Source organism: Paenibacillus qinlingensis (assembly GCF_031455095.1).
In the GTDB taxonomy this organism is placed as follows: Bacteria; Bacillota; Bacilli; order Paenibacillales; family NBRC-103111; genus Paenibacillus_E; species Paenibacillus_E qinlingensis_A.
Genome location: NZ_JAVDSB010000029.1, coordinates 19,340 through 42,371, shown reverse-complemented (window position 1 = coordinate 42,371; position 23,032 = coordinate 19,340). Strand labels below are relative to the sequence as shown.

Genomic DNA, 23,032 nt, shown 5'->3' with positions numbered 1-23,032 from the left:
CATTTCTAATCGATTAAATATTTTTTCGGTTTGAACTAACTCATTAAAATCGATTGTAGGGCAAACGCTTGGGAATTAATCGACAGTCTCATTTTACGAGTTACGGGAGCACCATCGCGATTTTCTAGTGCCGTAACTCGAATTTTACGAGTTACGGGAGCACCTTGGCGTTTTTCTTGTGCCGTAACTCGAATTTTTCGAGTTACAGGATCACCTTCGCGTTTTTCCTGTGCAGTAACTCGAATTTTTCAAGTTACAGGAACTACTTCCCGTTTTCCCCATCCCGTAACTCGCAATTTTCATAAGAAAGCGCCGCCCTGCGGCCGTAAGTCATTTTTTCAACTAGTTAAAATGAATACCACGGCCCTTCCTTCGGCCCATCACATACAAAAAAACCGCCACAGCCTAAGCTGGACGGTTTGGTAATTCAATTATTACAGAAGTGCATCTATGGAATAGTCGCCTGCTCCGATTAATGCAACGCCAAGCGCAATGACAAGTAAGGCAAGATTATATTCATACCCATTGGAGGTTGACCAATAACCGTTTTTGCCATGAACTTTAATAATCGCCATGATCATTGTAATAATAATAAGAGCCGCGCCAACTTCTGTCCATAAACCAGCGGCGAATAGTAGTCCACCACCTAATTCGATTAAACCAGCGAAGACCGCCATCATGACGCCTGGTTTGATACCAATGGAATCGAAGAATCCGCCAGTTCCTTTTGGTCCATAACCACCGAACCAACCAAACAATTTCTGTGTACCATGTGCTGCCATCGTTAACCCAATCACCAAACGAATAATAAGAAGTCCTAAAGCCATCACTAACATCTCCCATGTAAATATATTTTGTTTAACAACTTACTTTATGTTAGTATATTATTACGAAGCACTTACTTTTGTCAAGCGACTATGTTAAAATAGTTTTACAGAAGTGATTGCAGCAGTAATCTGCAAGAACTCGAAGGAGATGATTAAGATGGAAAACTATCAACTGTGTCCCAAATTCGAGCATGCATTCGAACTTCTGGGAAAACGTTGGACAGGACTTATTGTTAATGTGTTGCTATCTGGGCCTAAGCGGTTTAAAGATATCTCCGTATTAATCCCAAGTATGAGCGATCGGATGCTCTCTGAAAGATTCAAGGAATTAGAAGCTGCGGAGATTATTATTCGACATGTTTATCCAGAAACACCGGTACGAATCGAATATGAGTTAACGCCAAAAGGTAAAGGACTTCGTCCTGTTATGGAGGAAGTACAAAAATGGGCGGACTCTTTTAATTAATTATTAGGTGGTTGCACATTATAAGTATCCCATGTCTCTTGACTTTGCCCTTACCAATGTTTACAATAACCATAATGTAATTTGATATGATTGTGATCCATTGAAGGGACACAGTAATTCGCCCCCACATGTACAGAGAAGGAAGCCCAGGCTGCAAGCTTCCCATGATGAGTGAATGAACAGACCTCCCTGAGGACCAACTGGGAACAGAACATGGCAACATGAGCTAAGTAGCAGTTGTGCGAGTGGCGGGCGTTAACCGCAAAGAGCAGAATTGTTTTTGCTTGCGCAAGCGAGGAAGCAAGGGATGCTGAATGTGGGTGGTACCACGGGTGAATTTGATAAATCAAATCTCTCGTCCCTGACGTAAGTCGGGGGTGGGGGATTTTTTGCTTTTTCAATGAGCTTGTATTAGAGACAAAGGGAGGTTACTTAGATGAGTATTCAGAAGCCAAAAGGAACACAGGATCTGCTTCCAGGCGAAGTGGAGAAATGGCAGTACCTTGAGTCAAAAGCGAGAGACTTGTGCCAGCGTTTTAATTACAAAGAGATCCGGTCGCCGATTTTCGAGAGCACTGAGCTTTTTTCGCGTGGGGTTGGTGAAACAACGGATATCGTCGAAAAAGAAATGTACACATTTCTGGATAAAGGCGATCGCAGCATGACGCTTCGTCCGGAAGGTACAGCTGGCGTCGTTAGAGCTTATGTAGAAAATAAACTTTACGGCATTCCTGATCTTACGAAGTTATTCTATGTGGGGCCAATGTTCCGCTACGAACAACCTCAAGCGGGGAGATACCGCCAATTCCACCAGTTCGGTATTGAAGCATTCGGATCGGTAGATCCAAGTATTGATGCTGAAGTGATTGCGCTGGGCTATACCTTTTACAAAGAAATTGGTCTCAAAGAAGTTACTGTGGAAGTTAACTCGGTGGGTACACCAGCAGTTAGAACAGCGTACCGCGAGCAGCTTCAGGCTTTCTTTGCTCCCGTGAAGGATCAGCTGTGTAAGGATTGTCAGTCGCGTTACGACCGTAATCCAATGCGTATTCTCGATTGCAAAATAGATCAAAAGTTTGGCGTAGGCGCACCTGACATCCTTGAGTTCTTGGATGAAGAGTGCAGCACGCACTTTGCCCAGGTGCAAGAGCACTTAACCGCGATGGAGATTCCTTTCCGTATTAACCCTCGCTTGGTGCGTGGTCTGGATTACTACACTCACACGGCGTTTGAATATAAAGCAGCTGGTATCGGTGCGATTGACACGATTGGTGGAGGCGGACGCTACAATGGTCTCGTCGAACAAATTGGTGGACATGGTACTGATCAGCCAGGTGTAGGCTTGGGTCTTGGCCTTGAGCGCATTCTGCTCGTACTACAAGCGCAAGGTGTTGAAATTCCGAAGCCTGAGCCGCTTGATGTGTACCTGATTGGACTTGGTGAAGCAGCGGAGAAAGAAGTTACGAAGCTTCTACACAAACTGCGTGTACAAGGTTTGAAAGCTGAGAAGGACTATCAGGGCCGCAAGATGAAGGCTCAAATGAAGTCCGCTGATCGTTTCCAAGCAACGTATGTAGCCATTCTTGGTGATGATGAGTTAGCACGCGGCGAAATTACGCTGAAGAAGATGGAAACAGGGAACCAAATCACAGTAAGTTTAGTGGATCTTGCCTCACAAGCTGCAAAGACACTATTCGAATAAATAGCAACATCATTCATAAAACTTCGAGGAGGCAACAACAATTATGATGCTCAAAACACATCATTGCGGGCAGCTAACAAAAGCCCATGTAGGCGAAACAGTAATACTTAATGGGTGGGTACAAGTAAGACGCGATTTTGGCGGCCTTCTTTTCATCGACCTACGTGATCGCAGTGGTATCATCCAAACGGTATTTAATCCTGAGTTCTCTGGGGATGCTCTGGCTATTGCAGATCGTGCACGTAATGAGTACGTGCTTGCTGTGAAGGGGAAAGTTGTTGAGCGTGATGCTGAGACCGTCAACAAGAATATCCCAACAGGTGAAATCGAAGTTCAAGTAACCGAAATCGAAATCATGAACGCGGCGAAAACACCTCCGTTCTTCATCGAAGATGGCGTTGAAGTAGATGAAGCGGTTCGTTTGAAATATCGTTACCTTGACCTGCGTCGTCCAGAGATGCAACGTACGTTGATGTTGCGTTCCAAAGCGTCCAACATCTTCCGTAATTTCTTGGATTCCCAAGGCTTTATTGACGTGGAAACACCGATTTTGACGAAAAGCACACCAGAAGGCGCGCGTGATTACTTGGTACCGAGCCGCGTGCATCCAGGCGAGTTCTTTGCACTTCCGCAATCCCCGCAAATCTTTAAGCAATTGTTGATGGTTAGTGGTCTTGAGCGTTACTACCAAATCGCTCGTTGTTTCCGTGACGAAGACCTTCGTGCAGACCGTCAACCTGAGTTCACGCAAGTCGACATCGAGACGTCTTTCTTGTCCCAAGATCAGCTTCTTGAGATTCTTGAAGAGCTTGTTGTGAAATTGATGAAAGAAACAGCGAATGTTGATATCCCTCGTCCGTTCCAACGCATTACGCATGCCGATGCGATGGCGAAATACGGTTCCGATAAGCCGGATCTTCGTTTTGGTCTTGAGCTGCAAGATGTATCGGATATCGTATCCACATCCGGCGTTCAAGTATTTGCTAACGTTGTAAAAGGCGGAGGCCAAGTAAAAGCTCTTAACGCTAAGGGCTGTGGCACTTGGAGCCGTAAAGAAATTGACGACTTGCTGCCATTCGCAGCGCGTTATGGGGCAAAAGGTCTTGCTTGGATTCAAGTGAAAGACGGCGAGTTCAAAGGGCCAATCGTGAAGTTCTTCAACGAAGCTGAAATCGCATCATTGACAGAGCGTTTAGGCGCTGAAGAGGGAGATCTTCTTCTATTCTCTGCTGACAAAAAGAAAGTCGTTGCTGATGTACTAGGTAACCTTCGTCTGAAAATCGGTCGTCAACTTGGCCTAATCGACGACTCCGTGTTCAAATATGCATGGGTTGTAGACTTCCCACTTCTTGGGTATGACGAAGATGCGAAACGTTATGTAGCGGAACACCATCCGTTCACACGTCCGAACGAAGATGACATTCATTTCTTCGATACAGATCCAGGTCAAATTCGTGCGCAAGCCTACGATTTAGTCTTGAACGGCTATGAAGTAGGCGGTGGATCCATGCGGATTTACCAACGTGATGTGCAAGAGAAAATGTTCGCAGCGCTAGGCTTCTCCAAAGAAGAAGCGTATGAGCAATTCGGCTTCTTGCTGGAAGCATTTGAATACGGTACGCCTCCACACGGTGGCTTTGCCTTTGGATTTGACCGTTTGGTGATGTTAATTACAGGTCGTACGAACCTAAGAGAAACGATTGCATTCCCGAAAACAGCTAGTGCAACAGACTTGTTGATGGACGCTCCGGGAACAGTTGATGATAAACAACTAGAACAACTATCGATTCGCTTAGCGCTTAAGCAGCCTGCTGCGAAAGCCTAAGAACTTTGAAGAGGAAGTGTTCCCATGCTTCACCAATTTTCGCGAACTGAACTTGCGATAGGACCTGAGGGTCTAGAAATTTTGAAAAATAGTACAGTCGTTGTACTCGGTATTGGCGGTGTCGGCGGCATTGCTGCTGAAGCTTTGGCGCGCTCAGGCGTTGGACGTTTGATTCTTATCGATAAGGATGTCGTCGATATTACGAACGTGAACCGTCAGATCCATGCCCTTACGACGACAGTTGGTCAGCCTAAGGCTGATCTTATGCGGGATCGTATCCTTTTAATAAACCCCGAATGCGATGTCATCTCCCTTCGGATGTTCTATACAGAGGAAACGTATGAGCAAGTATTTGCGTATCCAATCGATTACGTCTTGGATGCGAGCGATACGATTGAGTACAAAATCCATTTGATCAAACAATGTTTGATGCGTAAAATCCCGATGATTTCTTGCATGGGTGCTGCGAACAAAATGGATCCTACGCAATTCAGGATTGCTGATATTTCCAAGACAAGTATGGATCCGATCGCACGTGTTATTCGCCAGAGATTACGTAAAGAGGGCATTAAGAAGGGCGTTAAGGTCGTGTTCTCGATGGAAGAACCAATGAAGCCGCGGGAAGACGTGACTGAGCAAATCGTGCCTGCGGATGCACCGGATAGACGTAAAGCGAAACAACCGCCTGCGAGTAATTCTTTTGTACCTCCTGTAGCGGGACTTATCATGGTGAGTGCGGCTGTGAAGGACTTGCTGGAGATTAGTGCAAAGAACAAAGCATAGAATTAAGGGATGCCCGTGAAAATGGGTGTCCCTTTTTTTACAATCATTCATATATCGATTAACAATATATTAACAAAGAATATATTGACTCGATATATATTATCTGATAAATTGATAGTAGATCGAGACGGTAATCAAGCAAATGGAGGCTTCACAGCATGAATAGTCAAGATGTGATTTTGGGTTTATTAATGCACCATAGCTTATCTGGCTATGACATCAAGCACAAGATGGAGACGTTTCTCTCCTACTTTAATAACGCGAGCTTCGGCACGATTTATCCCATGCTTAGCAAAATGGAGAAGGAGGGTTTGATTACCAAGGAAAGTGTCATGCAAGAAGGCAAACCGAATAAAAACCTCTATTCCATCACGGAGGCAGGGCAGTATCAATTTAAACAGTACATGTATAGTCCGATTGAAAACGATGAGTTCAAGTCGGATGCGATGACACGGTTGTTTTTTGGCGAGTTTGTAGAAGCGCATATCATGGTTGATGTGTTAGAAGAGTTCCTTAATCGCACGAAGGTAAATTTGGAGAGACTACGCCAATTGTACGTGGACTGCCAGCCCGAGATGTCGCCTACACAGGAAATTTGTATTCAGATTGGCATCCATAATTCAGAAAGTAAAATCCATACCCTAACACAAGGAATAACACGGTTAAAAAATGTAGAACAGAAGTGAGGTTGTTTAGAAAATGGTGAATAAGAAAACAGGATTGATTATTTTGGCGATGGCACTCGGACTTCTCATGTCCGCATTGGACAACACTGTGACATCAGCGGCAATTTCGCACATCATTAGCGACATAAATGGATTTGATAAAATAAGTTGGGTGTTCACCGCCTATATGCTTGCCTCCACAAGCACAATGCTTGTATTTGGAAAGCTATCGGATATGTTCGGTAGAAAATTGTTTTATATGATTGGCATTTCGATCTTCCTAATCGGGTCGGCATTATGCGGTATGGCACAAGATATGACACAGCTTATTGTTTTCCGTGCCATTCAGGGTATCGGTTCTGGTGCGATCTTCCCGATTTCGTTTACGATCATTTACACGATATTTGCCGATCCCAAGCAGGCGGCGAAGCTGTCAGGCGTTTTTGCAGGGATATTTGGATTATCGTCAGTTGCTGGCCCGCAAATCGGTACGCTCTTGGCTGAATCATGGGGCTGGCGCTGGTGTTTCTACGTGAATTTGCCCCTTGGTGTACTATCGTTCCTTGTCTTGTTCTTTGCTCTAAAAGAATCTCGCTCGGATCGTCGTCCGAAAATTGACTATCTAGGCACGCTGTTTCTCATTGTAACAACGGTCTCATTTATGTTGGCCCTTGAGTTCGGTGGTAAGGATTACGCCTGGGGCTCATGGCAAATTATTAGCCTGTTTACTGTTGCAGTTGTTGTTGGTTTCTTATTTATTGGGGTAGAGCGCCGAGCGCATGAACCTATCCTTCCATTGCCCCTATTCAAAAATCGAATGGTTCTAGCCACGGTCTTAGCTTGTCTATGTCAAGGTGCGATTATGTTCTCGGCCATTGCGTATTTGCCAATTTTCTCAACAGCTGTTCTGGGGAATGCGAATTCGAATAGTTTGCTGACTCCTATGATGTTCTCCTTAATGATTGGTGCTGTTGGCTTTGGGTTCCTGCAACGTTACTTCAGCTTTCGTACTGTTTTCGCGTTCAGTATGACAGCGGGGATTGTTGTAAGTTACCTGCTCAGCGTAGTAAGTCATGATGCAAGCAAGTTCTATATGATTGTGCTTATGGTCATTTTAGGCGTTGGTGCGATCGGACCCTTAATGAGTGTGGCTCAAAATGCTGTTGCGCAAAGTGTAGACCGCAAATATATCGGTGTCAGCTCATCGATCGTTGGGTTTTGGCGAAATATTGGCGGGGTTCTAGGGGCGTCGATTATGGCGACCATCGTAAACAATAACTATAACAGCCTTATCCAAGATGGTGCAGCCGCTCATCAAATGCCGCTAGATAAACTTGCTACGTTGGGGAACCCCGAGCAGTTGATACGTGCAGGTTCAGCGCTGCCACCTGATACAATGAACTTTTTGCGCGACTCGCTAGGAACAGCGATCAATCATGGCTTTATTTTAGCAATAGCCTTTGGTGTTGTAGGGTTAGGTGCTGCCTTTATTGCGGGTTCTTTGCGGTTCGCAGCCCCTGCACCTCGTCAAGATGCTCAGCAGGAGCCAGTTATTTCTCACTAAATATCCCTCCTCCATGCGGAACTCAAGCGCATTGGAGGAGTTTTTTTATTTGATTAGACATGACATGCCTATTCAGGCAAGGTATAATGGACAGACCAACTTTTAGCTCCAAGTAAAGGAAACTAATCATGGATTTGTTTACATATGCGTCATCCCAAAATCCTGTGGGCAAGCTGCTCGCTGATCGAATGCGGCCAACGACACTAGATGAATATATCGGCCAAGAACAAATTGTTGGCAAAGGCAAGCTGCTTCGACGAGCAATTGAGGCTGACCAAGTTACTTCCATTCTTCTTTATGGACCTCCGGGAACAGGGAAGACGACGTTAGCTAACATTATTGCTAATCGGACACAAGGTGAATTTATGAAGCTCAACGCGGTTGATGCTTCCGTGAAGGACGTTCGTGAAATTATCGAGCTAGCCAAAAGCACGAAAGCGATGTACGGGCGTAAAACGACGTTATTCCTAGACGAAGTTCATCGCTTCAACACCTCGCGGCAGGATGCGCTGCTTCCTGCGGTAGAGCAGGGTATCCTCATCTTCATCGGGGCGACCACTGAGAACCCCTTTCACCATGTGAACGGGGCCCTCTTGTCGCGCTCGACGCTGTTTCAGCTCGAGCCCCTCACGGCGGAGCATGCGCTCATCGCCATGCGCAGAGCCATCGCCGATCCCGTCAAGGGGCTCGGCTTCATGCGCCTCCACGTGGACGAGGAGGCGCTGCAACACATCGGGCAGATGGCCAATGGCGACATCCGCCGATCCCTGAACGCGCTGGAGCTCGCAGCGCTGACGACTTCACCTGAACCGGACGGCACGGTTCATATCACGCGCGAGGTGGCGGAAGAGTCGATCCGCCGCCCCATCGTGAAAGCGGACGAGTCGACGCAGTATGACGTCTTGTCCGCCTTTCACAAGAGCGTGCGCGGCTCTAGCGACGCCGCGCTGTTCTGGTTCCTCTATGCCGTCGAGAAGCTCGGCATGGATCCTATGACCTTCCTGCGGCGTCTGATCGTCGCATGCAGCGAAGATATCGGGCTCGCCAATCCGCAGGCGATGATCCAGTCGGTTACGGCGATGGACGCCTACCATAAGATTGGCTGGCCAGAATCGAAGTACATCATTTCCCAGGCAATTTTATTCGCTGTGGAGAGTCCGAAGTCCAACTCGATCCCGCTCGCGATTATGCGTGCACAGGAGCTGATGGAGCGGGTGAAATCAGCGGAAGTTCCGCTGCATCTCCGTGATACCCACTACAAAGGGGCAGAGAAGCTCGGTCATAAAGGCTATATGTATCCACATAATTACCCAGGTCATTATGTGCGTCAGCAATACTTGCCGGATGAGATTCAGCATGAAGTGATCTTTGCGGCAACTAATCAAGGCACAGAAGAGAAGATGAAGCTCAATCAGCACAAAAGAAGAGGGACACCTACAGATTCATAGAATCTGTAGAGTCCCTCTATTTTCTTGCTCCATAAGAATAGTGAATACCTTTTCTGTCACGGGATCATAACGGATGGAGACGATGAGTGGAAATTCAGCGCCATTCTTTTTGACCCAGAAACGGAATTGCTGTTGTACGACACCTGGTGCCACGTTGGACTTTCCAATGTATTTGTAATCCAACAATGTATACACCTTACCGGCTTCGTGAAAAGCGAGTCGGCTCCACTTGGCATAAGAGGGGTCTTGTATTGGCGCCAATACGTTATTGTCGCTTTTGTCATGTTGGATGGTGTCTCGTGCAAGTGCAGGAGAAAACCCAACCCAGTTCAAGCCAAACATGAGTAAAATAGCTATGATTTTGCTCAGGATCGCTCACACCTTTCGTTAGTAGCGTGTGCGACAGCGAGGGGATGCATGCGTCACTGTGATCGGTAAATAACAGCATTTCGCCCTTTTAACGAGTTGGCTCCGCTGAGCCGGCAATTATTGACGTCTCAGAGTGAGAATGGTGCTGATGAGCAACTGAGCCAGCAAATATCGACCTCTCAAGCAGTCATTTTGCCTTTTATACGAGTTGGCTCCGCTGAGCCGGCAATTATTGACGTCTCAAAGTGAGAATGGTGCTGATGAGCAACTGAGCCAGCAAATATCGACCTCTCAAGCAGTCATTTCGCCCCTTAAGCCGAGTTTGCTCTCCCGAGCGAGCAATAATCGACGTCTCAGCAGTCATATTTCGCCTCTTAGACGAGTTGGCTCCCCCCGAGCCAACATAAAAAGGAGCACCGAAGTGCTCCTCCCCCATTACAATTTAAAAATCTTCGTTAAATACTTCCCTGCAGCTTCGCTATACTTGTCCTTCAGCAGCGTTCGCAACTGAGCTTTAGCTTCGGGAGTTGGCAATGTGTTCTTCTCAATCCGATGCAGTTCCATCCAGTGTGAAGCGGTCATATAACAGGTGCCGTTCCAGCCGTTTTTTGTACCATTGGCATTCAAACGCTCACTAATTCCCGCAATTACGATATCCGCTTTACTCTGCAAGTCGATCAGAGCGCGGTCGAACTCGGCCTTCGATTCCTTAGATTTCAAATCGGTCGCAGCTCGCAAAGCTTTTACATCAATACCTTCATTGCCAGCAATTGCGTGATATACATCTACGGCCGCTTTAGACAGCTCACCATCGGAGTAGCGCTCGTCTACGGAATAGGGATCTTCAAGTAAATTTTTGATCAAAGGAAAAAGGTCGGAAGAAATCAACAAAGGTTTCTTAGCAAAAAATCGTCCATAAGCTGCAAGTCCATCCCCCGGAAGGCGGTCTCGCCATAGCCAAGGATCTGTTTCTAGTCCGGTATGCCACTGTTCTGGAAGTGTCAAAGCGTCTAGAGAAGGATGCTCAGGGATAAACGAAGAGAGGGGCAGAATACCAATTTCCTTAACAAGCCTCGTTGCATCTTCATACGTATCAGCTTTGAGCGTTAACTCGTTCATACTCATACCCATTCTCCTCCACACTTAAACTTCGTTAGGCTCACTTATGAACCTTATCAATCACACCGCCGCCGAGACAAATCTCTCCATTGTAAAAAACAACGGATTGGCCAGGCGTAACAGCCTTTTGCGGCTTGTCGAAGACAACTTCACAACTGCCATCTGGCTGCAAGGTGATGACAACGCATTGATCGGCTTGGCGATAGCGGAATTTTGCTGTACAGGTGTAGGCACCTTCTGGTTTTATCGGAGAGATCCAGTTCACATCCGTTGCCGTCAGCCCCTTGGAGTAAAGTCCAGGATGTTGTTCACCTTGCACAACGAGCAATTCATTCTTCTCCAAGTTTTTGTCTACGACGAACCAAGGTTCTCCGGAACCTGATCCACCGATCCCAAGGCCTTGTCTTTGGCCTAAGGTGTAATACATTAACCCGTCATGGCGTCCTTTGATTTCACCATTGCGAATATCAACCATATTTCCTGGGCGAGCAGGGAGGTACTGGCTGAGGAAGGTTTTGAAGTCGCGTTCGCCGATGAAGCAAATCCCCGTACTATCTTTTTTCTTCGCCGTTGCTAAGCCAGCAGCTTCAGCAATTTCACGTACTTTGGATTTAGGAAGGTGACCGATCGGAAACATGGCTCTTGCCAGTTGCCCTTGGTTAAGTACGTTAAGGAAGTAAGTCTGATCCTTATTTGAATCATTTCCACGCATCAGCACGAATTCACCGTCTTGTTCCTTCACTTGCGCGTAATGTCCAGTTGCGATGTAGTCGCCGCCTAGATCGAGAACTTTTTGCAACAATTCTCCGAATTTGATTTCACGATTACACATGACATCTGGGTTCGGCGTGCGACCCTTGGTGTACTCGTCCAAGAAGTAGGCAAAAACTTTGTCGTAATACTGCTTCTCGAAATTTACTGTATAGAAAGGGATGTCGAGTTGGTCACAAACCCGTCTGACATCCTCTGCGTCTTCTTCTGCGGTACAATGACCAAATTCGTCAGTATCATCCCAGTTTTTCATGAAAATGCCAATAACTTCATACCCTTGCTCCTTAAGAAGCAATGCGGCAACTGAAGAATCGACACCTCCAGACATTCCTAGAATGACACGTTTTTTTGTTTCCATAGCGTGAACCTCTTTTCCATCTTGAAATAGTAGCAGGCATATGTTTCACATATACTTGGTTCTATTTTTGATATTCGCTCTCGTCCTTGGAGGACGGTGTAGTCGTTTATTTCAATTGACTTGGTGGAGCTGTTCATTTTGAACACTACTATTATACATGCCAATTGCTCAAAATTAAAATATTTCATGAGAATGTCATTGTTTTTCCCCCACAATACTAGGGTTTTGTGATAACATAGATACGATATACGGATGTTTTGGAATGTTTTTGCGAAAAATGGAAACGCTGTTTACCTAGATAGGGACGACCCTGTTGTTAAAACGTGGGTAGTGAGATTGGGAAGCATCTCAAGTTTTAGCAATATATACAGACTCCTTGATGGCATATCATGTTGAATGAGGTGTTAATTTTGAAAATTTCCACAAAAGGTCGTTATGGTCTAACGATCATGATGGAACTAGCTAACCGAGTGGGTGAAGGACCAACTTCACTAAAGAGTATTGCTGAGAGACATCAGCTTTCGGAACATTATCTTGAACAACTTGTAGCTCCATTGCGTAATGCGGGTTTAGTCAAAAGTATTCGCGGAGCTTACGGTGGCTATATTCTCTCTAAATCTGCCGAGCAGGTAACTGCTGGTGAAGTCATTCGTGTACTTGAAGGGCCGATCTCCCCTGTAGATTTTACGGAAGAGGATGATCCTGCCAAACGGGATTTGTGGATTCGCATTCGCGATAGCATTGCAGATGTGCTGGACTCCACAACATTGTCGAACCTGATCTCTTTTGAGGATAAAGGCAAAAACGATAATTACATGTTTTACATTTAAGGTGACTCATGGAACCCATTTATCTAGATCACGCTGCTACAACGCCGGTACATCCTGATGTATGGGAGGCGATGTTGCCTTTCTTTACAGCAAATTATGGTAATCCTTCGAGCACGCATAGTTTTGGTCGTGCAGCAAGAACAGCGCTGAATCGCTTCCGCGATGGCATGGCAAAATCACTAGGCTGCATGCCTAGTGAGCTGATCTTCACAAGTGGTGGAACCGAAAGTAATAACATGGCGATCTTCGGGGTTATGCAGGGGGAACAAGCCGGCAAGAAACATATCGTGACAACTACGATCGAGCATCATGCCGTGCTGCATCCCTGCGAACACTTAGAAAGTCTTGGATTTGAAGTCACATACGTACCCGTAGGTTCAGATGGGCTTATTCAACTAGAAGATGTGGAAGCATCAATTCGTCCCGATACAGCTCTTATCTCTATGATGTATGTGAATAATGAAGTAGGTACGATTCAGCCAATTGAGCAAGTTGGCTTGCTCGCTAGAACGCATGGCATTCCTTTTCATGTCGATGCGGTGCAAGCACTAGGAAAGATTCCCTTGAATCTTGCTGAGCTGCCGATCGATCTTATGAGTCTGTCCGCTCACAAAATTTATGGCCCCAAAGGTGCTGGAGCCCTGTACGTCTCCAAGCATACGAAGTTGCTTCCTCACGTATTCGGCGGCTCGCAAGAACGTAAGCGCCGTGCAGGTACTGAAAATGTCCCCGCCATCGCCGGCTTCGCCAAAGCAGTTGAAACCATTCTTCCGCTCCAAGAACGCAACTACACACAGGCAAGTGAGCTTCGCGAACACATGATTTCTATCCTAGAACAGCAATTGGGCTGTGATGCGTTTACAATTAACGGGCACAAGGAACAGCATGTCCCGCATATTCTAAACATTTCTTTTCCAGGTATCTCAACTGAAACACTTTTAATGAACCTTGATTTAAGTGAGGTAGCTGCTGCAAGCGGCTCCGCATGTACGTCTGGCTCTCTTGAAGTCTCTCATGTCTTACAAGCCATGAAACTTCCAGAAAATGTGACACACTCCGCGGTGCGATTTAGCTTTGGAATGGGGAATTCTAAAGAACAAATCGAAACGGCTGCCCATAAAGTTGCAACCATTATTCATCGGTTGCGTAATAAGTAGTACTGGGCGGTTCTAGGAGGCGTTGTGTTTGCGCAGAGCGCATGAATTAATAGGACTTCCCGTGTTAACCGTTGAGTCGGGTAAGCAAGTAGGCGAAGTAAAGGATTTATTGATCGACCCAACTTGGAACATAAGCGGCATTGTGCTCGAAGCGAAGACGTGGTTCTCGTCCTTACGATACATATCATGGGAGGGAATCGTCGCAGCCGGAGAAGATGCTATAACCATACCGAACGAAAGTGTCATTTGCGAATTTGGGCAGAAGAATGAGTGCCATGCTTTTCTTGAGGGAAGCGACAAGATTAAAGGACTTCCGGTCATCACAGTGGGAGGGCACGAATTAGGCGTGGTAGAAGATGTTTATTTAAACCAGAATTGGGGTAAACAAATAGTAGGTTATGAATTGTCCGAAGGGTTTATTTCTGATTTAAAAGAAGGGCGAAAGTGGCTTCCCATGCCAGAATTGGCAACGATGGGGGAAGATGCGATCATCGTGCCTGGACATTGCGCTCAGGAAGTAGAAGAACTCTTCGTATCCAAAGAAGAATAGGGTGAGCATGATGCGTTGTCCAAACTGTAATTCCAAAGATATTGGAAAGATCGGTTCCCACCAATTTTACTGTTGGGGTTGTTTTATCGAACTTAGCGTAAACGGAGATAAAATGTCCGTTTATCAAGTTGAAGAAGATGGTACGTTAAGTTCTCTGGATGATTTGTTTTTTGAGGAAGAAGTTTCTCATATCCATGAACACGTGAACTAAAGATAACATATGGAAACGTTAGCGTTCGAGCGAGAAATCGTTTGGGCTCTAACGTTTTTTTGTCATTCCGCGGCAAGCAAGGGTTAATTTGGGTGAGTTGTACACATACTGTATGAACGCTGCGTTGAATTTCTAGTGACAGAGGTGGAGGTCGTATGGAACGATTTTTGAGTAATAAATGGTTTGTAGGTATGGTCTATGCCTTACTCATTCTGGTCGGATTATATTTGCTTGTACTGATAAAACCTATACTATTTCATCTTTTTACATTCATCAAAGCCATCGTAATGCCGTTTTTCATTGCGGTCATCATATCGTACATTCTTAATCCAGTGGTCACGATACTGAATAAACGGAAAGTGCCAAGAACAATTGCTGTTCTGTTGATTTATAGTGTGTTTATCACTTCTGTGACGGTCATTATCATGAATATGACCCCGATGTTTATCGAGCAGGCTGCGGAATTAAATGAGCATATGCCACAAATGGCGATGCGCGCACAGTCTCTTGTTGACGGTTTTAATCAAAATCAACTACTGCCCGACAGTGTGCGAAATGGGTTTAATCACTCGATTGGTAAGCTGGAAGCAAAGATTTCTATGGCTGTCGCCGATTACATGAATCAGATTGGGACGACGATCAATATGCTGTTTATTGCTTTTATCGTGCCATTCCTCGCTTTCTACATCTTGAAGGATTTCCAGATTATTGAGAAAACAGCGCTAGCTATCGTGCCAGTGAAGCATCGTAAAAAAACCGTCTCTCTCCTGATGGACATAGATACGGCACTGGGCAATTATATTCGCGGACAGCTCCTCGTATGCATCATTATTGGCATTCTCGCATATGTAGGTTACTGGCTGATTGGCATGCCGTATCCGTTATTGCTAGCTAGCGTGGTCGCGATCTTCAATATCATCCCTTACATGGGGCCTTTCTTTGGTGCGGCACCTGCCATCATTATGGCTTCAACCGTCTCTTTGAAAATGGTACTGTTCGTAGCCTTGGTCAATTTGACCGTGCAGATTCTAGAGGGGAATGTGATTTCTCCCCAGGTCGTTGGCAAAACCTTGCACATGCATCCCCTGTTTATCATCTTCGCCTTGCTTGTTGGGGGGGAAGTAGCGGGCGTAGTTGGTTTAATCTTGGCTGTTCCGTTTTTTGCTGTGATGAAAGTGATTATCCAGCATGTGTTCATCCATTTTGTACATAAGCCAACTACTTAGCGGGATATTGCCGTTACAGGCAAAAGACGCACAAAACCCCCTGAGCCATGACTTGCGGGATCATGGTCCAAGGGGTTTTGCACGAGGGTTGAGGAGTTAGAAAAGGTTGTGGCCCATACGTAAACCATGAAATGGACTACGGAATAAATGAGTAATAAGCAAGCTGTTAGTGTTTCGTGCGATAATGAAAATCATTATCAATAAACTTAGTATACTTCTATTGAGAATCATTGTCAATGGTGAATTTTTCAGTGTGAGGGATGGGATGCAAGTCCTTATTTTAGATGCTTATCTTTATCTTCACCCTGGCTGTCGTCTTCCTCTTTTTGTTCTTTTTGCTCTTGAAACTCCACATGAGATTGCCCAGTAATGTAGTCAAAAGGATTGTAACGACTGTCTGGAATTTGTTTTTTGATGAGTGTCTTCACCATAATATAAATGATTAATACGAAAATGGGGAAGATGAGACCGAGCAGTGTTAGGGTGGATATATCCATTTGAAGCACCTCCGTTGTTTCTATTGTAATATAGATGACTGTCATATTGACAGGCAACATCCATAAAGTTATAATTTGCCTTATCTATATGTGAAATAAAACGTTGATGAAACTAAGTAAGTCATAGCCCATCGATCAGAGAGAAGGTTCCACTTGGCAGATAGCGCTGCGAAGTCGGCTGGAAGAACCTTTCGGTGTTAGGATGGCCCAAAGCTCGTTTCGGAGTGTGGATGAACTCCACCGGTTGGACCCGTTACAAGTCCGCACAAGGAGATTGGATTCGCCCTTGCCTCTAAGGCAACGGGAGTACGGATACAATAACCAGGGTGGTACCGCGATGATTCGTCCCTGTTAGCTGCAGGGGCGTTTTTTGTTTGTTTGTAAACTTATCCTAAATATGGAGGCTTGACTTCGATGAAAGCAAGTGAGATTCGTTCGAAATGGTTACAGTTTTTCGCAAGTAAAGGGCATAAGGTTGAACCTAGCTCCTCTTTAGTCCCTCACAATGATCCGTCCCTTTTGTGGATTAATGCAGGTATTGCTCCGTTGAAGCCGTATCTAGACGGGCGTGAGATTCCTGAGAATCCGCGGATTACGAATGCTCAGAAGTGTATCCGTACGAATGATATTGAAAACGTAGGTAAAACACGTCGTCACCATACTTTCTTTGAAATGCTGGGGAACTTCTCCATCGGGGATTATTTCAAAAAGGAAGTTATTCCATGGGCATGGGAGTTCCTAACAGATCCGCAATGGATCGGTTTTGATCCGAATCGGATCTCGGTTACGGTTCATGAAGATGACGAGGAAGCTTTCGACATTTGGAACAAGCAAATTGGCATTCCAGAGGAACGTATCTACAAGCTGAAAGAAGATAACTTCTGGGATATTGGGGAAGGTCCGTGTGGTCCTTGTACGGAAATTTTCTACGATCGCGGTGATAAATACGGTGATTTGTCTGATCCAGAATGCTGGCCAGGCGGCGAGAATGAGCGATTCCTTGAGGTGTGGAACTTGGTGTTCACGCAGTTCAACCATAATTCAGATGGCAGCTACACACCGCTTCCGAATAAGAATATTGATACAGGTGCAGGTTTAGAGCGTTTTGCTTCCATTCTACAAGATGTGGATTCTAACTTCGACACTGACTTGTTCTTGCCGATTATTGAGAAAACATGTGAGTTAACAGGTGTTGCTTACCATGTCAATGAAGAGCATGATGTTGCGCTAAAAGTCATTGCTGACCACATTCGTACGGTTGCATTTTCAGTAGGTGATGGTGTACTTCCTTCCAATGAAGGTCGCGGTTATATCATTCGCCGTTTGCTTCGTCGCGCAGTACGCTATGGGAAAGTGCTTGGGTTGGATAAACCATTCTTGTTCAAGCTAGTACCAACGGTTGGGGACATCATGGGAGTCTATTATCCTGAGGTTGTCGATAAGCGCGAGTTCATTGAGAAGGTTATTCGTACCGAAGAAGAGCGTTTCCACGAGACGCTGAGCGATGGCTTGATCATTCTTGCCGAAATGGTACAGAAAACCCAGCAAGCTGGCACGAATCAAATCAGCGGACCGGACGCATTCAAGCTTTATGATACGTATGGCTTCCCATTTGATTTGACGGAGGATTTCGCGTCTGAGAAAGGGCTGACTGTGGATCGTGCTGGTTTTGATGCTTCCATGCAAGAGCAACGTGATCGCGCACGTGCAGCAAGCAATAAAGAAGGCGGTATGAAGGTTCAAGGCGGGCCGCTGTCGGAATTAACGATTAAAAGCGAATTTGTTGGATATAATGAATTGGTAGTTACTGCTAATATCGTAGCTATTGTGCATGAGAATGAGCTCGTGGAGCTTGTTGGTGTTGGTGAAACATGCCAAGTCGTTCTAGACCGTACGCCTTTCTATGCAGAGAGCGGTGGTCAAGTTAGCGACCATGGTACAATTCGCAACGATCAGGTAACTTTGCAGGTTGTTGATGTGATGAAAGCTCCTCATGGTCAGCATGTACACAAAGTCATCGTGGAGTCCGGTGTATTGCGTCAAGGTGAAGCTGTAGTCGCTACAGTTGCTTCTGCACCACGTACAGACATTATTAAGAATCATACGGCAACGCACTTGCTGCACAAAGCACTTAAGGAAGTGTTAGGGACGCATGTCAATCAGGCGGGTTCCCTTGTTGAGCCAGATCGCTTGCGTTTTGACTTCTCCCATTTCGGCTCCATCACGAGTGAAGAGCTGCAAGACGTGGAACACCGTGTGAATCAACAAATTTGGAATAGCACGAATGTCGATATTTCCCTCAAAGCGATCGCAGATGCGAAAGCAATGGGTGCAATGGCGCTGTTCGGTGAGAAATACGGCGATATCGTTCGCGTTGTACAAGTAGGAGACTATTCGTTAGAGCTTTGCGGTGGTTGCCACGTTCAAAATACAGGCCAAATCGGTTTGTTCAAAATTGTAAGTGAGTCGGGGATTGGCTCCGGCGTACGTCGGATTGAAGCTGTTTCTGGACGCAGCGCGTATGAGTATTTGGATGGTCAACTGCAATTGTTAAAAGAAGCAGCGGGCTTACTGAAATCGAACATCACGGATGTTCCCAAACGTGTAGATGCGACATTGCAACAGATGAAAGAACTGGCACGTGAGAATGAGTCACTTCGTGGTAAGCTTGGTCGTATTGAGGCTGGTTCATTGACGGATCAAGTGAAGCAAGTTGCTGGTGTTGCCGTTCTAGCTGCACAAGTCAATGCTGCGGATATGGATTCTCTTCGTAACATCGTTGATGAGATGAAAGGGAAGCTGGGGTCGGCAGTCATCATTCTTGGTGCTGCGACAGAAGATAAAGTGAATCTGGTAGCTGCGGTTACACCGGATCTCGTTTCTAAAGGCTTCCATGCGGGTAAAATTATTAAAGAGGTTGCACAGGCAGTCGGCGGAAGCGGTGGCGGTCGTCCGGATATGGCACAAGCTGGTGGTAAGGATGCATCGAAATTGCAGGCTGCTTTAGCTAGTGTTGAGGGGCTCCTTTCCCAATTTGTATAATTATTTTTCTAATGGACAGGAATTTTTAAAACCATAGAGAATATATCACATGTATAACGCAAGTTTTTTACCAAATATTTTACAAGGTCACAAGGAAGTGGGGTGCTCCTGATGAGTTCCATGGACAAAACAATGAAGTTCAATGTGAAGGCGGAAGAGATCGAAACTTCGCCGAAGGATGTGTTGCTGGCGGTGTATGATGCTCTTCAGGAAAAAGGGTATAATCCGATTAACCAGATTGTTGGTTACTTGCTTTCCGGGGATCCTGCCTACATTCCGCGTCATAATAATGCCAGAAGCCTCATTCGTAAACGGGAACGGGATGAACTGATTGAAGAATTAGTTCGTGCTTATCTGGGCCAACACAAATAGAAGAAAAGAGAACCAGCATGAGATGGATGGGTTTGGATTATGGGGATAAAACCATCGGTGTCGCATTAAGCGATGAGCTCGGGTGGACGGCTCAAGGACTTGAAGTCATTCGCCGTAATAAGCCGGGAGAAGACATTGAACGGCTTATACAGATTGTGAATGAATATGGCGTATCGCAGGTTGTTGTCGGGTTGCCGAAGAATATGAACAATACGATTGGGCCCCGCGGCGAGATTGCAATTGCTTTTTCAGAAGAATTAAAACAAAAGATTAGTGTACCTGTACACCTATGGGATGAGCGTTTAACTACGGTAGCCGCTACACGGACGCTTCTAGAAGCAGATGTAAGTCGGAAGAAACGGAAGTTAGTCATTGATAAAATGGCAGCACAGCTTATTCTACAAGGGTATATGGATGCCAATATGAAGAGGTGAATGAACATGTCCAAAGAAGAATTGCGTGAAGAAGAACCAGAAATCATTTACATCCCGGACGATGAAGGCAACGAAGAAGAGTTCGAGGTTATCATGAAATTCGAAGTGGACGGTTCAGATAAGAAATATATGATGGTTGTGCCTACGGATGGCGGAGATGAAGAATCCGATGAAGTGTATGCCTTCCGTTATGAAGAAGACGACGACGGCGAGGACTTGAAGCTTTTCACCATCGATGATGAAGAAGAGTGGAACATTGTTGAAGAAACGTTCAACACCTTAATGGCGGAGTTCGATGAGGAAGAAGAAGCATGAGTTTGACAACACCTTCTGATGTATTGCGCAAAACTTACGGGGATGATATTCTGTTGTCTGACGACCAAAGTGAGTCGACGGTGTATCATCTTCTAAAAGAATTCGTTTATGAGAACCAAACGTATGCCGTTATGCAGTCCGATGCACTGAAAAAGGATGAGGAAGTTGCTCTTTTTCGTGTTATCTCGAACGATGACGGAGAATACGAACTAGTGACCATTGACGATGACGATGAGTGGGAAACGGTTTCGGAGCTATACGACGAGATGGTTTTTCCTGAGCAAGACGACTTGTAAGAAGAAGATAACCGAGCGGAGATTATCCGCTCGGTTTTGTTGTGCATATGGTTAATACGAGTAAGGTAACCTACAGCCAAAGACTTAACGAGCGACATTCTTAGGAGGAATCAAAGCGTTGTGAATATGGATGATGAACGAGAAGAATCAGTCAAGCCTAAGCGCAGTAAACTAAAGTTGGTATTGCTTATCATCAGTATCGTTGTGCTGCTAGCTCTGGGCACGGCAGCGGGCGTAGGATTGTTTATCGCGAGTGCATTGCAGCCAGTTGAAGCATCCGACCAGGAAGTCCGGGTTTCGATCCCACAGGGCTCCAGCTCCATACAGATTGCCAATGAATTAGAAAGCAAAGGTCTCATTAAGAATTCTTCCATTTTCACGTACTATTTAAAGTACAAAAAGCAGGGATCCAAATTTCAGGCTGGTGAGTACGCGATGAAGCCTGGCATGACATTTGAAGATATGATTGATAAGCTCAACAAAGGTGAAGTTGTGAAGGAAGAAATGATTCGAATCACAATTCCAGAAGGGTATACCATCGACCAAATTGCGGCCAAAATGAGTGAGCAGAGTACTTGGAAGAAAGAGACGTTTCTGCAAGTCGTTGATGATCCATCCCAATTCAAAGTGGATACGACAGCGTCGATTCCCGACAGTAAGAATTTAAGACATCGGTTAGAAGGCTATATCTTCCCTGAAACCTATGAATTCAAGAAAGGCTCTACGGAAAAGGAATTCGTCGAGCGTTCTTTAGAACAATTAGACAAGATGCTTGCGACGCTTCCTTCTGATTGGAAGGACAAGCTAAAGGCTCGTAATCTGTCCATACATCAAATGCTGACGATTGCTTCCTTAATCGAACGCGAGGTTGTTGTCGATACGGAACGTGCACTAGTATCAGGTGTCATCGTGAACAGAATGAAAATGAACATGCCGCTTCAAATCGATGCGACAGTCCAATATTTATTCGATAAGTCGAAGGAACGTTTACTTGAAAAAGATTTGCAAATTCAAAGTCCATACAATACGTATTTGAATACAGGCTTGCCTCCTGGTCCCATTGCAAGTCCTAGTCTAGCCTCTATTAAAGCAGCGATTTATCCAGAAGAAACGAAATATGTTTTTTATGTAACGAAGAAGGATGGAACCATGGGGCATTTGTTTGCGGAAACCTATGAGGAGCACAAGAAGAATATTGCCAATAGTAAGAAGACTGCAAATTAAGCAAGACGTGCGAATTAAGTTGACAGAAGGTAGGTGAGCATGACGTGAAAAGACCAGAATTAGTCATCAGCTGCGGTTCAATTGCTGAGTTGAAACAAATGATCCTTGCAGGTGCAGATGCTGTTATTATAGGAGAAGACCGCTACGGGCTTCGGTTGCCTGGCGAAGTGAAGCTGAACGAAATTGGAGAAGCCGTTGCTTACGCACACGAACGGAATGCGAAAGTCTATGTGGCGGTTAACAATATTTTAGATAATCAAACGCTTGAAGGATTACAAGATTACTTAACTGCCCTTCAGTCACATGGCGTAGACGCCATCATTTTCGGCGACCCAGCGGTAGTCATGACGGTACGTCAGCTGGCTGCACCATTGCCTCTGCACTGGAATGCCGAGATGACCTCTACGAATTATGCCACTGCGAATTATTGGGGGAAACAAGGCGCAGTACGCGTCGTATTAGCAAGAGAGCTGAATATGGAGCAAGTACTAGCTTTTAAAGAGAAGGCTGAGATTGCTGTTGAAGTACAAGTTCATGGGATTACGAATATTTATCATTCCAAGCGTGAACTTGTCAAAAATTATATGGCCCATCAGGGGAAACAAGCCGAAGAAAATCGCTCGAAGGAGCGGGGGCTATTCCTTATTGAGCATGAACGCCGCGACCAACGTTATCCCGTCTATGAGGATCGCAATGGTACACACATTATGAGCTCGGAAGATTATTGTATGTTAGAAAATTTGCCTGAGTTCATCGATGGGAATATTGATAGCTTGAAAATTGAAGGATTGCTCAAATCCTCCCAATACAATGAAACGGTCGTGAGAAGCTATCGCGCCGCGATTGATGCGTATCTTGCGAATCCTGAAGGCTACGAATTTCAGCAAGAATGGCTGGATGCGATTGTAGCGCTGCAGGATCCAGAGCGTGAGTTGAGTTTCGGATTTTTCTATAAAGAACAGGTATATTGATTGAAAAAGA

Annotated in this window: 24 protein-coding genes; 19 read left to right on the top strand and 5 right to left on the bottom strand. The window is 45.4% G+C overall.

Going from position 1 to position 23,032, the window contains the following annotated elements:
* Positions 1–434: 434 nt before the first annotated feature.
* Positions 435–836, bottom strand: coding sequence for a DoxX family protein (locus tag J2736_RS32950; protein ID WP_310502750.1), 402 nt, complete (start codon positions 834–836; stop codon positions 435–437).
* Positions 837–984: 148 nt separating this feature from the next.
* On the opposite strand from J2736_RS32950, the gene J2736_RS32945 reads away from it, so the two are divergent.
* The 7 genes from J2736_RS32945 (at position 985) to J2736_RS32915 (ending at position 9,280) form a co-directional block, all read left to right on the top strand.
* Positions 985–1,293, top strand: coding sequence for a winged helix-turn-helix transcriptional regulator (locus J2736_RS32945; protein WP_310502749.1), 309 nt, complete (start codon positions 985–987; stop codon positions 1,291–1,293).
* A gap of 436 nt (positions 1,294–1,729) precedes the next feature.
* On the top strand, positions 1,730–2,995 hold the full coding sequence (hisS, locus tag J2736_RS32940) for a histidine--tRNA ligase (protein ID WP_310502748.1): 1,266 nt from the start codon (positions 1,730–1,732) through the stop codon (positions 2,993–2,995).
* A gap of 43 nt (positions 2,996–3,038) precedes the next feature.
* A complete protein-coding gene (gene aspS / locus J2736_RS32935; RefSeq protein WP_310502747.1) occupies positions 3,039–4,820 on the top strand; it encodes an aspartate--tRNA ligase in 1,782 nt (593 codons plus the stop codon).
* Positions 4,821–4,844: 24 nt separating this feature from the next.
* Positions 4,845–5,603, top strand: coding sequence for a tRNA threonylcarbamoyladenosine dehydratase (locus J2736_RS32930; RefSeq protein WP_310502746.1), 759 nt, complete (start codon positions 4,845–4,847; stop codon positions 5,601–5,603).
* A gap of 158 nt (positions 5,604–5,761) precedes the next feature.
* Positions 5,762–6,289: a PadR family transcriptional regulator gene (locus tag J2736_RS32925; RefSeq protein WP_310502745.1), complete on the top strand. Its 528-nt coding sequence runs from the start codon at positions 5,762–5,764 to the stop codon at positions 6,287–6,289.
* Positions 6,290–6,302: 13 nt separating this feature from the next.
* Positions 6,303–7,832 carry an MFS transporter gene (locus tag J2736_RS32920; protein WP_310502744.1) on the top strand — a complete coding sequence of 510 codons (1,530 nt, stop codon included), beginning with the start codon at positions 6,303–6,305 and terminating at the stop codon, positions 7,830–7,832.
* Positions 7,833–7,960: 128 nt separating this feature from the next.
* Positions 7,961–9,280 carry a replication-associated recombination protein A gene (locus tag J2736_RS32915; protein WP_310502743.1) on the top strand — a complete coding sequence of 440 codons (1,320 nt, stop codon included), beginning with the start codon at positions 7,961–7,963 and terminating at the stop codon, positions 9,278–9,280.
* On the opposite strand, the gene J2736_RS32910 is transcribed toward J2736_RS32915, so the two are convergent.
* From J2736_RS32910 to mnmA, 3 genes are all read right to left on the bottom strand, one after another.
* On the bottom strand, positions 9,275–9,622 hold the full coding sequence (locus J2736_RS32910; RefSeq protein WP_310502742.1) for a DUF3889 domain-containing protein: 348 nt from the start codon (positions 9,620–9,622) through the stop codon (positions 9,275–9,277). The genes J2736_RS32915 and J2736_RS32910 overlap by 6 nt on opposite strands.
* Positions 9,623–10,084: 462 nt before the next feature.
* Entirely contained in the window at positions 10,085–10,774 is a 690-nt protein-coding gene (locus J2736_RS32905; RefSeq protein ID WP_310502741.1) for an AlkZ-related protein, read from the bottom strand.
* A gap of 34 nt (positions 10,775–10,808) precedes the next feature.
* Positions 10,809–11,897 carry a tRNA 2-thiouridine(34) synthase MnmA gene (gene mnmA / locus J2736_RS32900; RefSeq protein ID WP_310502740.1) on the bottom strand — a complete coding sequence of 363 codons (1,089 nt, stop codon included), beginning with the start codon at positions 11,895–11,897 and terminating at the stop codon, positions 10,809–10,811.
* Positions 11,898–12,307: 410 nt separating this feature from the next.
* On the opposite strand from mnmA, the gene cymR reads away from it, so the two are divergent.
* From cymR to J2736_RS32875, 5 genes are all read left to right on the top strand, one after another.
* Positions 12,308–12,727, top strand: a complete 420-nt coding sequence (cymR, locus tag J2736_RS32895; protein WP_065851863.1) for a cysteine metabolism transcriptional regulator CymR — start codon at positions 12,308–12,310, stop codon at positions 12,725–12,727.
* Positions 12,728–12,735: 8 nt separating this feature from the next.
* Positions 12,736–13,884 (top strand): cysteine desulfurase family protein, encoded by a 1,149-nt coding sequence (locus J2736_RS32890; RefSeq protein ID WP_310502739.1) that lies wholly within the window; start codon positions 12,736–12,738, stop codon positions 13,882–13,884.
* Between the two features lie 28 nt (positions 13,885–13,912).
* Positions 13,913–14,434 (top strand): PRC-barrel domain-containing protein, encoded by a 522-nt coding sequence (locus J2736_RS32885; protein WP_310502738.1) that lies wholly within the window; start codon positions 13,913–13,915, stop codon positions 14,432–14,434.
* A 7-nt stretch (positions 14,435–14,441) separates the two neighbouring features.
* Positions 14,442–14,645 (top strand): hypothetical protein, encoded by a 204-nt coding sequence (locus tag J2736_RS32880; protein ID WP_028555750.1) that lies wholly within the window; start codon positions 14,442–14,444, stop codon positions 14,643–14,645.
* 155 nt (positions 14,646–14,800) lie between these two features.
* Positions 14,801–15,871: an AI-2E family transporter gene (locus J2736_RS32875; RefSeq protein ID WP_310502737.1), complete on the top strand. Its 1,071-nt coding sequence runs from the start codon at positions 14,801–14,803 to the stop codon at positions 15,869–15,871.
* A 275-nt stretch (positions 15,872–16,146) separates the two neighbouring features.
* Here the strand turns inward: J2736_RS32875 and J2736_RS32870 are convergent, their stop codons facing one another.
* Positions 16,147–16,413 (bottom strand): DUF3951 domain-containing protein, encoded by a 267-nt coding sequence (locus J2736_RS32870; RefSeq protein WP_310502736.1) that lies wholly within the window; start codon positions 16,411–16,413, stop codon positions 16,147–16,149.
* Positions 16,414–16,782: 369 nt separating this feature from the next.
* On the opposite strand from J2736_RS32870, the gene alaS reads away from it, so the two are divergent.
* The 7 genes from alaS to J2736_RS32835 all read left to right on the top strand — a co-directional run bounded on the left by alaS (position 16,783) and on the right by J2736_RS32835 (position 23,022).
* Positions 16,783–19,410 (top strand): alanine--tRNA ligase, encoded by a 2,628-nt coding sequence (alaS, locus tag J2736_RS32865; RefSeq protein ID WP_310502735.1) that lies wholly within the window; start codon positions 16,783–16,785, stop codon positions 19,408–19,410.
* A 111-nt stretch (positions 19,411–19,521) separates the two neighbouring features.
* Positions 19,522–19,782, top strand: a complete 261-nt coding sequence (locus J2736_RS32860; protein WP_028555746.1) for an IreB family regulatory phosphoprotein — start codon at positions 19,522–19,524, stop codon at positions 19,780–19,782.
* A gap of 17 nt (positions 19,783–19,799) precedes the next feature.
* Complete coding sequence (gene ruvX / locus J2736_RS32855; RefSeq protein ID WP_068665576.1) at positions 19,800–20,216, top strand: Holliday junction resolvase RuvX; 417 nt, start codon at positions 19,800–19,802, stop codon at positions 20,214–20,216.
* A 6-nt stretch (positions 20,217–20,222) separates the two neighbouring features.
* The gene (locus tag J2736_RS32850) at positions 20,223–20,531 is read left to right on the top strand and encodes a DUF1292 domain-containing protein (protein WP_056610485.1); all 309 of its coding nucleotides are present in this window, start codon (positions 20,223–20,225) and stop codon (positions 20,529–20,531) included.
* Positions 20,528–20,827, top strand: a complete 300-nt coding sequence (locus J2736_RS32845; protein ID WP_310502734.1) for a DUF1292 domain-containing protein — start codon at positions 20,528–20,530, stop codon at positions 20,825–20,827. Before J2736_RS32850 ends, J2736_RS32845 begins: the two co-directional genes overlap by 4 nt.
* Positions 20,828–20,953: 126 nt before the next feature.
* Positions 20,954–22,051 (top strand): endolytic transglycosylase MltG, encoded by a 1,098-nt coding sequence (gene mltG / locus J2736_RS32840; protein ID WP_310502751.1) that lies wholly within the window; start codon positions 20,954–20,956, stop codon positions 22,049–22,051.
* Between the two features lie 44 nt (positions 22,052–22,095).
* The gene (locus tag J2736_RS32835) at positions 22,096–23,022 is read left to right on the top strand and encodes a peptidase U32 family protein (RefSeq protein WP_310502733.1); all 927 of its coding nucleotides are present in this window, start codon (positions 22,096–22,098) and stop codon (positions 23,020–23,022) included.
* Positions 23,023–23,032 lie beyond the last annotated feature (10 nt).

Excerpts from the sequence above, each read along its gene's own strand:
- J2736_RS32930 (WP_310502746.1), top strand. The coding sequence starts at position 4,845 with ATGCTTCACCAATTTTCGCGAACTGAACTTGCGATAGGACCTGAGGGT.
- alaS (WP_310502735.1), top strand. The coding sequence starts at position 16,783 with ATGAAAGCAAGTGAGATTCGTTCGAAATGGTTACAGTTTTTCGCAAGT.
- J2736_RS32870 (WP_310502736.1), bottom strand. The coding sequence starts at position 16,413 with ATGACAGTCATCTATATTACAATAGAAACAACGGAGGTGCTTCAAATG.
- J2736_RS32860 (WP_028555746.1), top strand. The coding sequence starts at position 19,522 with ATGAGTTCCATGGACAAAACAATGAAGTTCAATGTGAAGGCGGAAGAG.
- mltG (WP_310502751.1), top strand. The coding sequence starts at position 20,954 with ATGGATGATGAACGAGAAGAATCAGTCAAGCCTAAGCGCAGTAAACTA.
- J2736_RS32890 (WP_310502739.1), top strand. The coding sequence starts at position 12,736 with ATGGAACCCATTTATCTAGATCACGCTGCTACAACGCCGGTACATCCT.
- J2736_RS32845 (WP_310502734.1), top strand. The coding sequence starts at position 20,528 with ATGAGTTTGACAACACCTTCTGATGTATTGCGCAAAACTTACGGGGAT.
- J2736_RS32950 (WP_310502750.1), bottom strand. The coding sequence starts at position 836 with ATGTTAGTGATGGCTTTAGGACTTCTTATTATTCGTTTGGTGATTGGG.
- ruvX (WP_068665576.1), top strand. The coding sequence starts at position 19,800 with ATGAGATGGATGGGTTTGGATTATGGGGATAAAACCATCGGTGTCGCA.
- J2736_RS32875 (WP_310502737.1), top strand. The coding sequence starts at position 14,801 with ATGGAACGATTTTTGAGTAATAAATGGTTTGTAGGTATGGTCTATGCC.
- J2736_RS32905 (WP_310502741.1), bottom strand. The coding sequence starts at position 10,774 with ATGAGTATGAACGAGTTAACGCTCAAAGCTGATACGTATGAAGATGCA.
- J2736_RS32915 (WP_310502743.1), top strand. The coding sequence starts at position 7,961 with ATGGATTTGTTTACATATGCGTCATCCCAAAATCCTGTGGGCAAGCTG.
- J2736_RS32925 (WP_310502745.1), top strand. The coding sequence starts at position 5,762 with ATGAATAGTCAAGATGTGATTTTGGGTTTATTAATGCACCATAGCTTA.
- mnmA (WP_310502740.1), bottom strand. The coding sequence starts at position 11,897 with ATGGAAACAAAAAAACGTGTCATTCTAGGAATGTCTGGAGGTGTCGAT.
- hisS (WP_310502748.1), top strand. The coding sequence starts at position 1,730 with ATGAGTATTCAGAAGCCAAAAGGAACACAGGATCTGCTTCCAGGCGAA.
- J2736_RS32880 (WP_028555750.1), top strand. The coding sequence starts at position 14,442 with ATGATGCGTTGTCCAAACTGTAATTCCAAAGATATTGGAAAGATCGGT.
- J2736_RS32945 (WP_310502749.1), top strand. The coding sequence starts at position 985 with ATGGAAAACTATCAACTGTGTCCCAAATTCGAGCATGCATTCGAACTT.
- J2736_RS32850 (WP_056610485.1), top strand. The coding sequence starts at position 20,223 with ATGTCCAAAGAAGAATTGCGTGAAGAAGAACCAGAAATCATTTACATC.
- J2736_RS32920 (WP_310502744.1), top strand. The coding sequence starts at position 6,303 with ATGGTGAATAAGAAAACAGGATTGATTATTTTGGCGATGGCACTCGGA.
- aspS (WP_310502747.1), top strand. The coding sequence starts at position 3,039 with ATGATGCTCAAAACACATCATTGCGGGCAGCTAACAAAAGCCCATGTA.
- J2736_RS32910 (WP_310502742.1), bottom strand. The coding sequence starts at position 9,622 with ATGTTTGGCTTGAACTGGGTTGGGTTTTCTCCTGCACTTGCACGAGAC.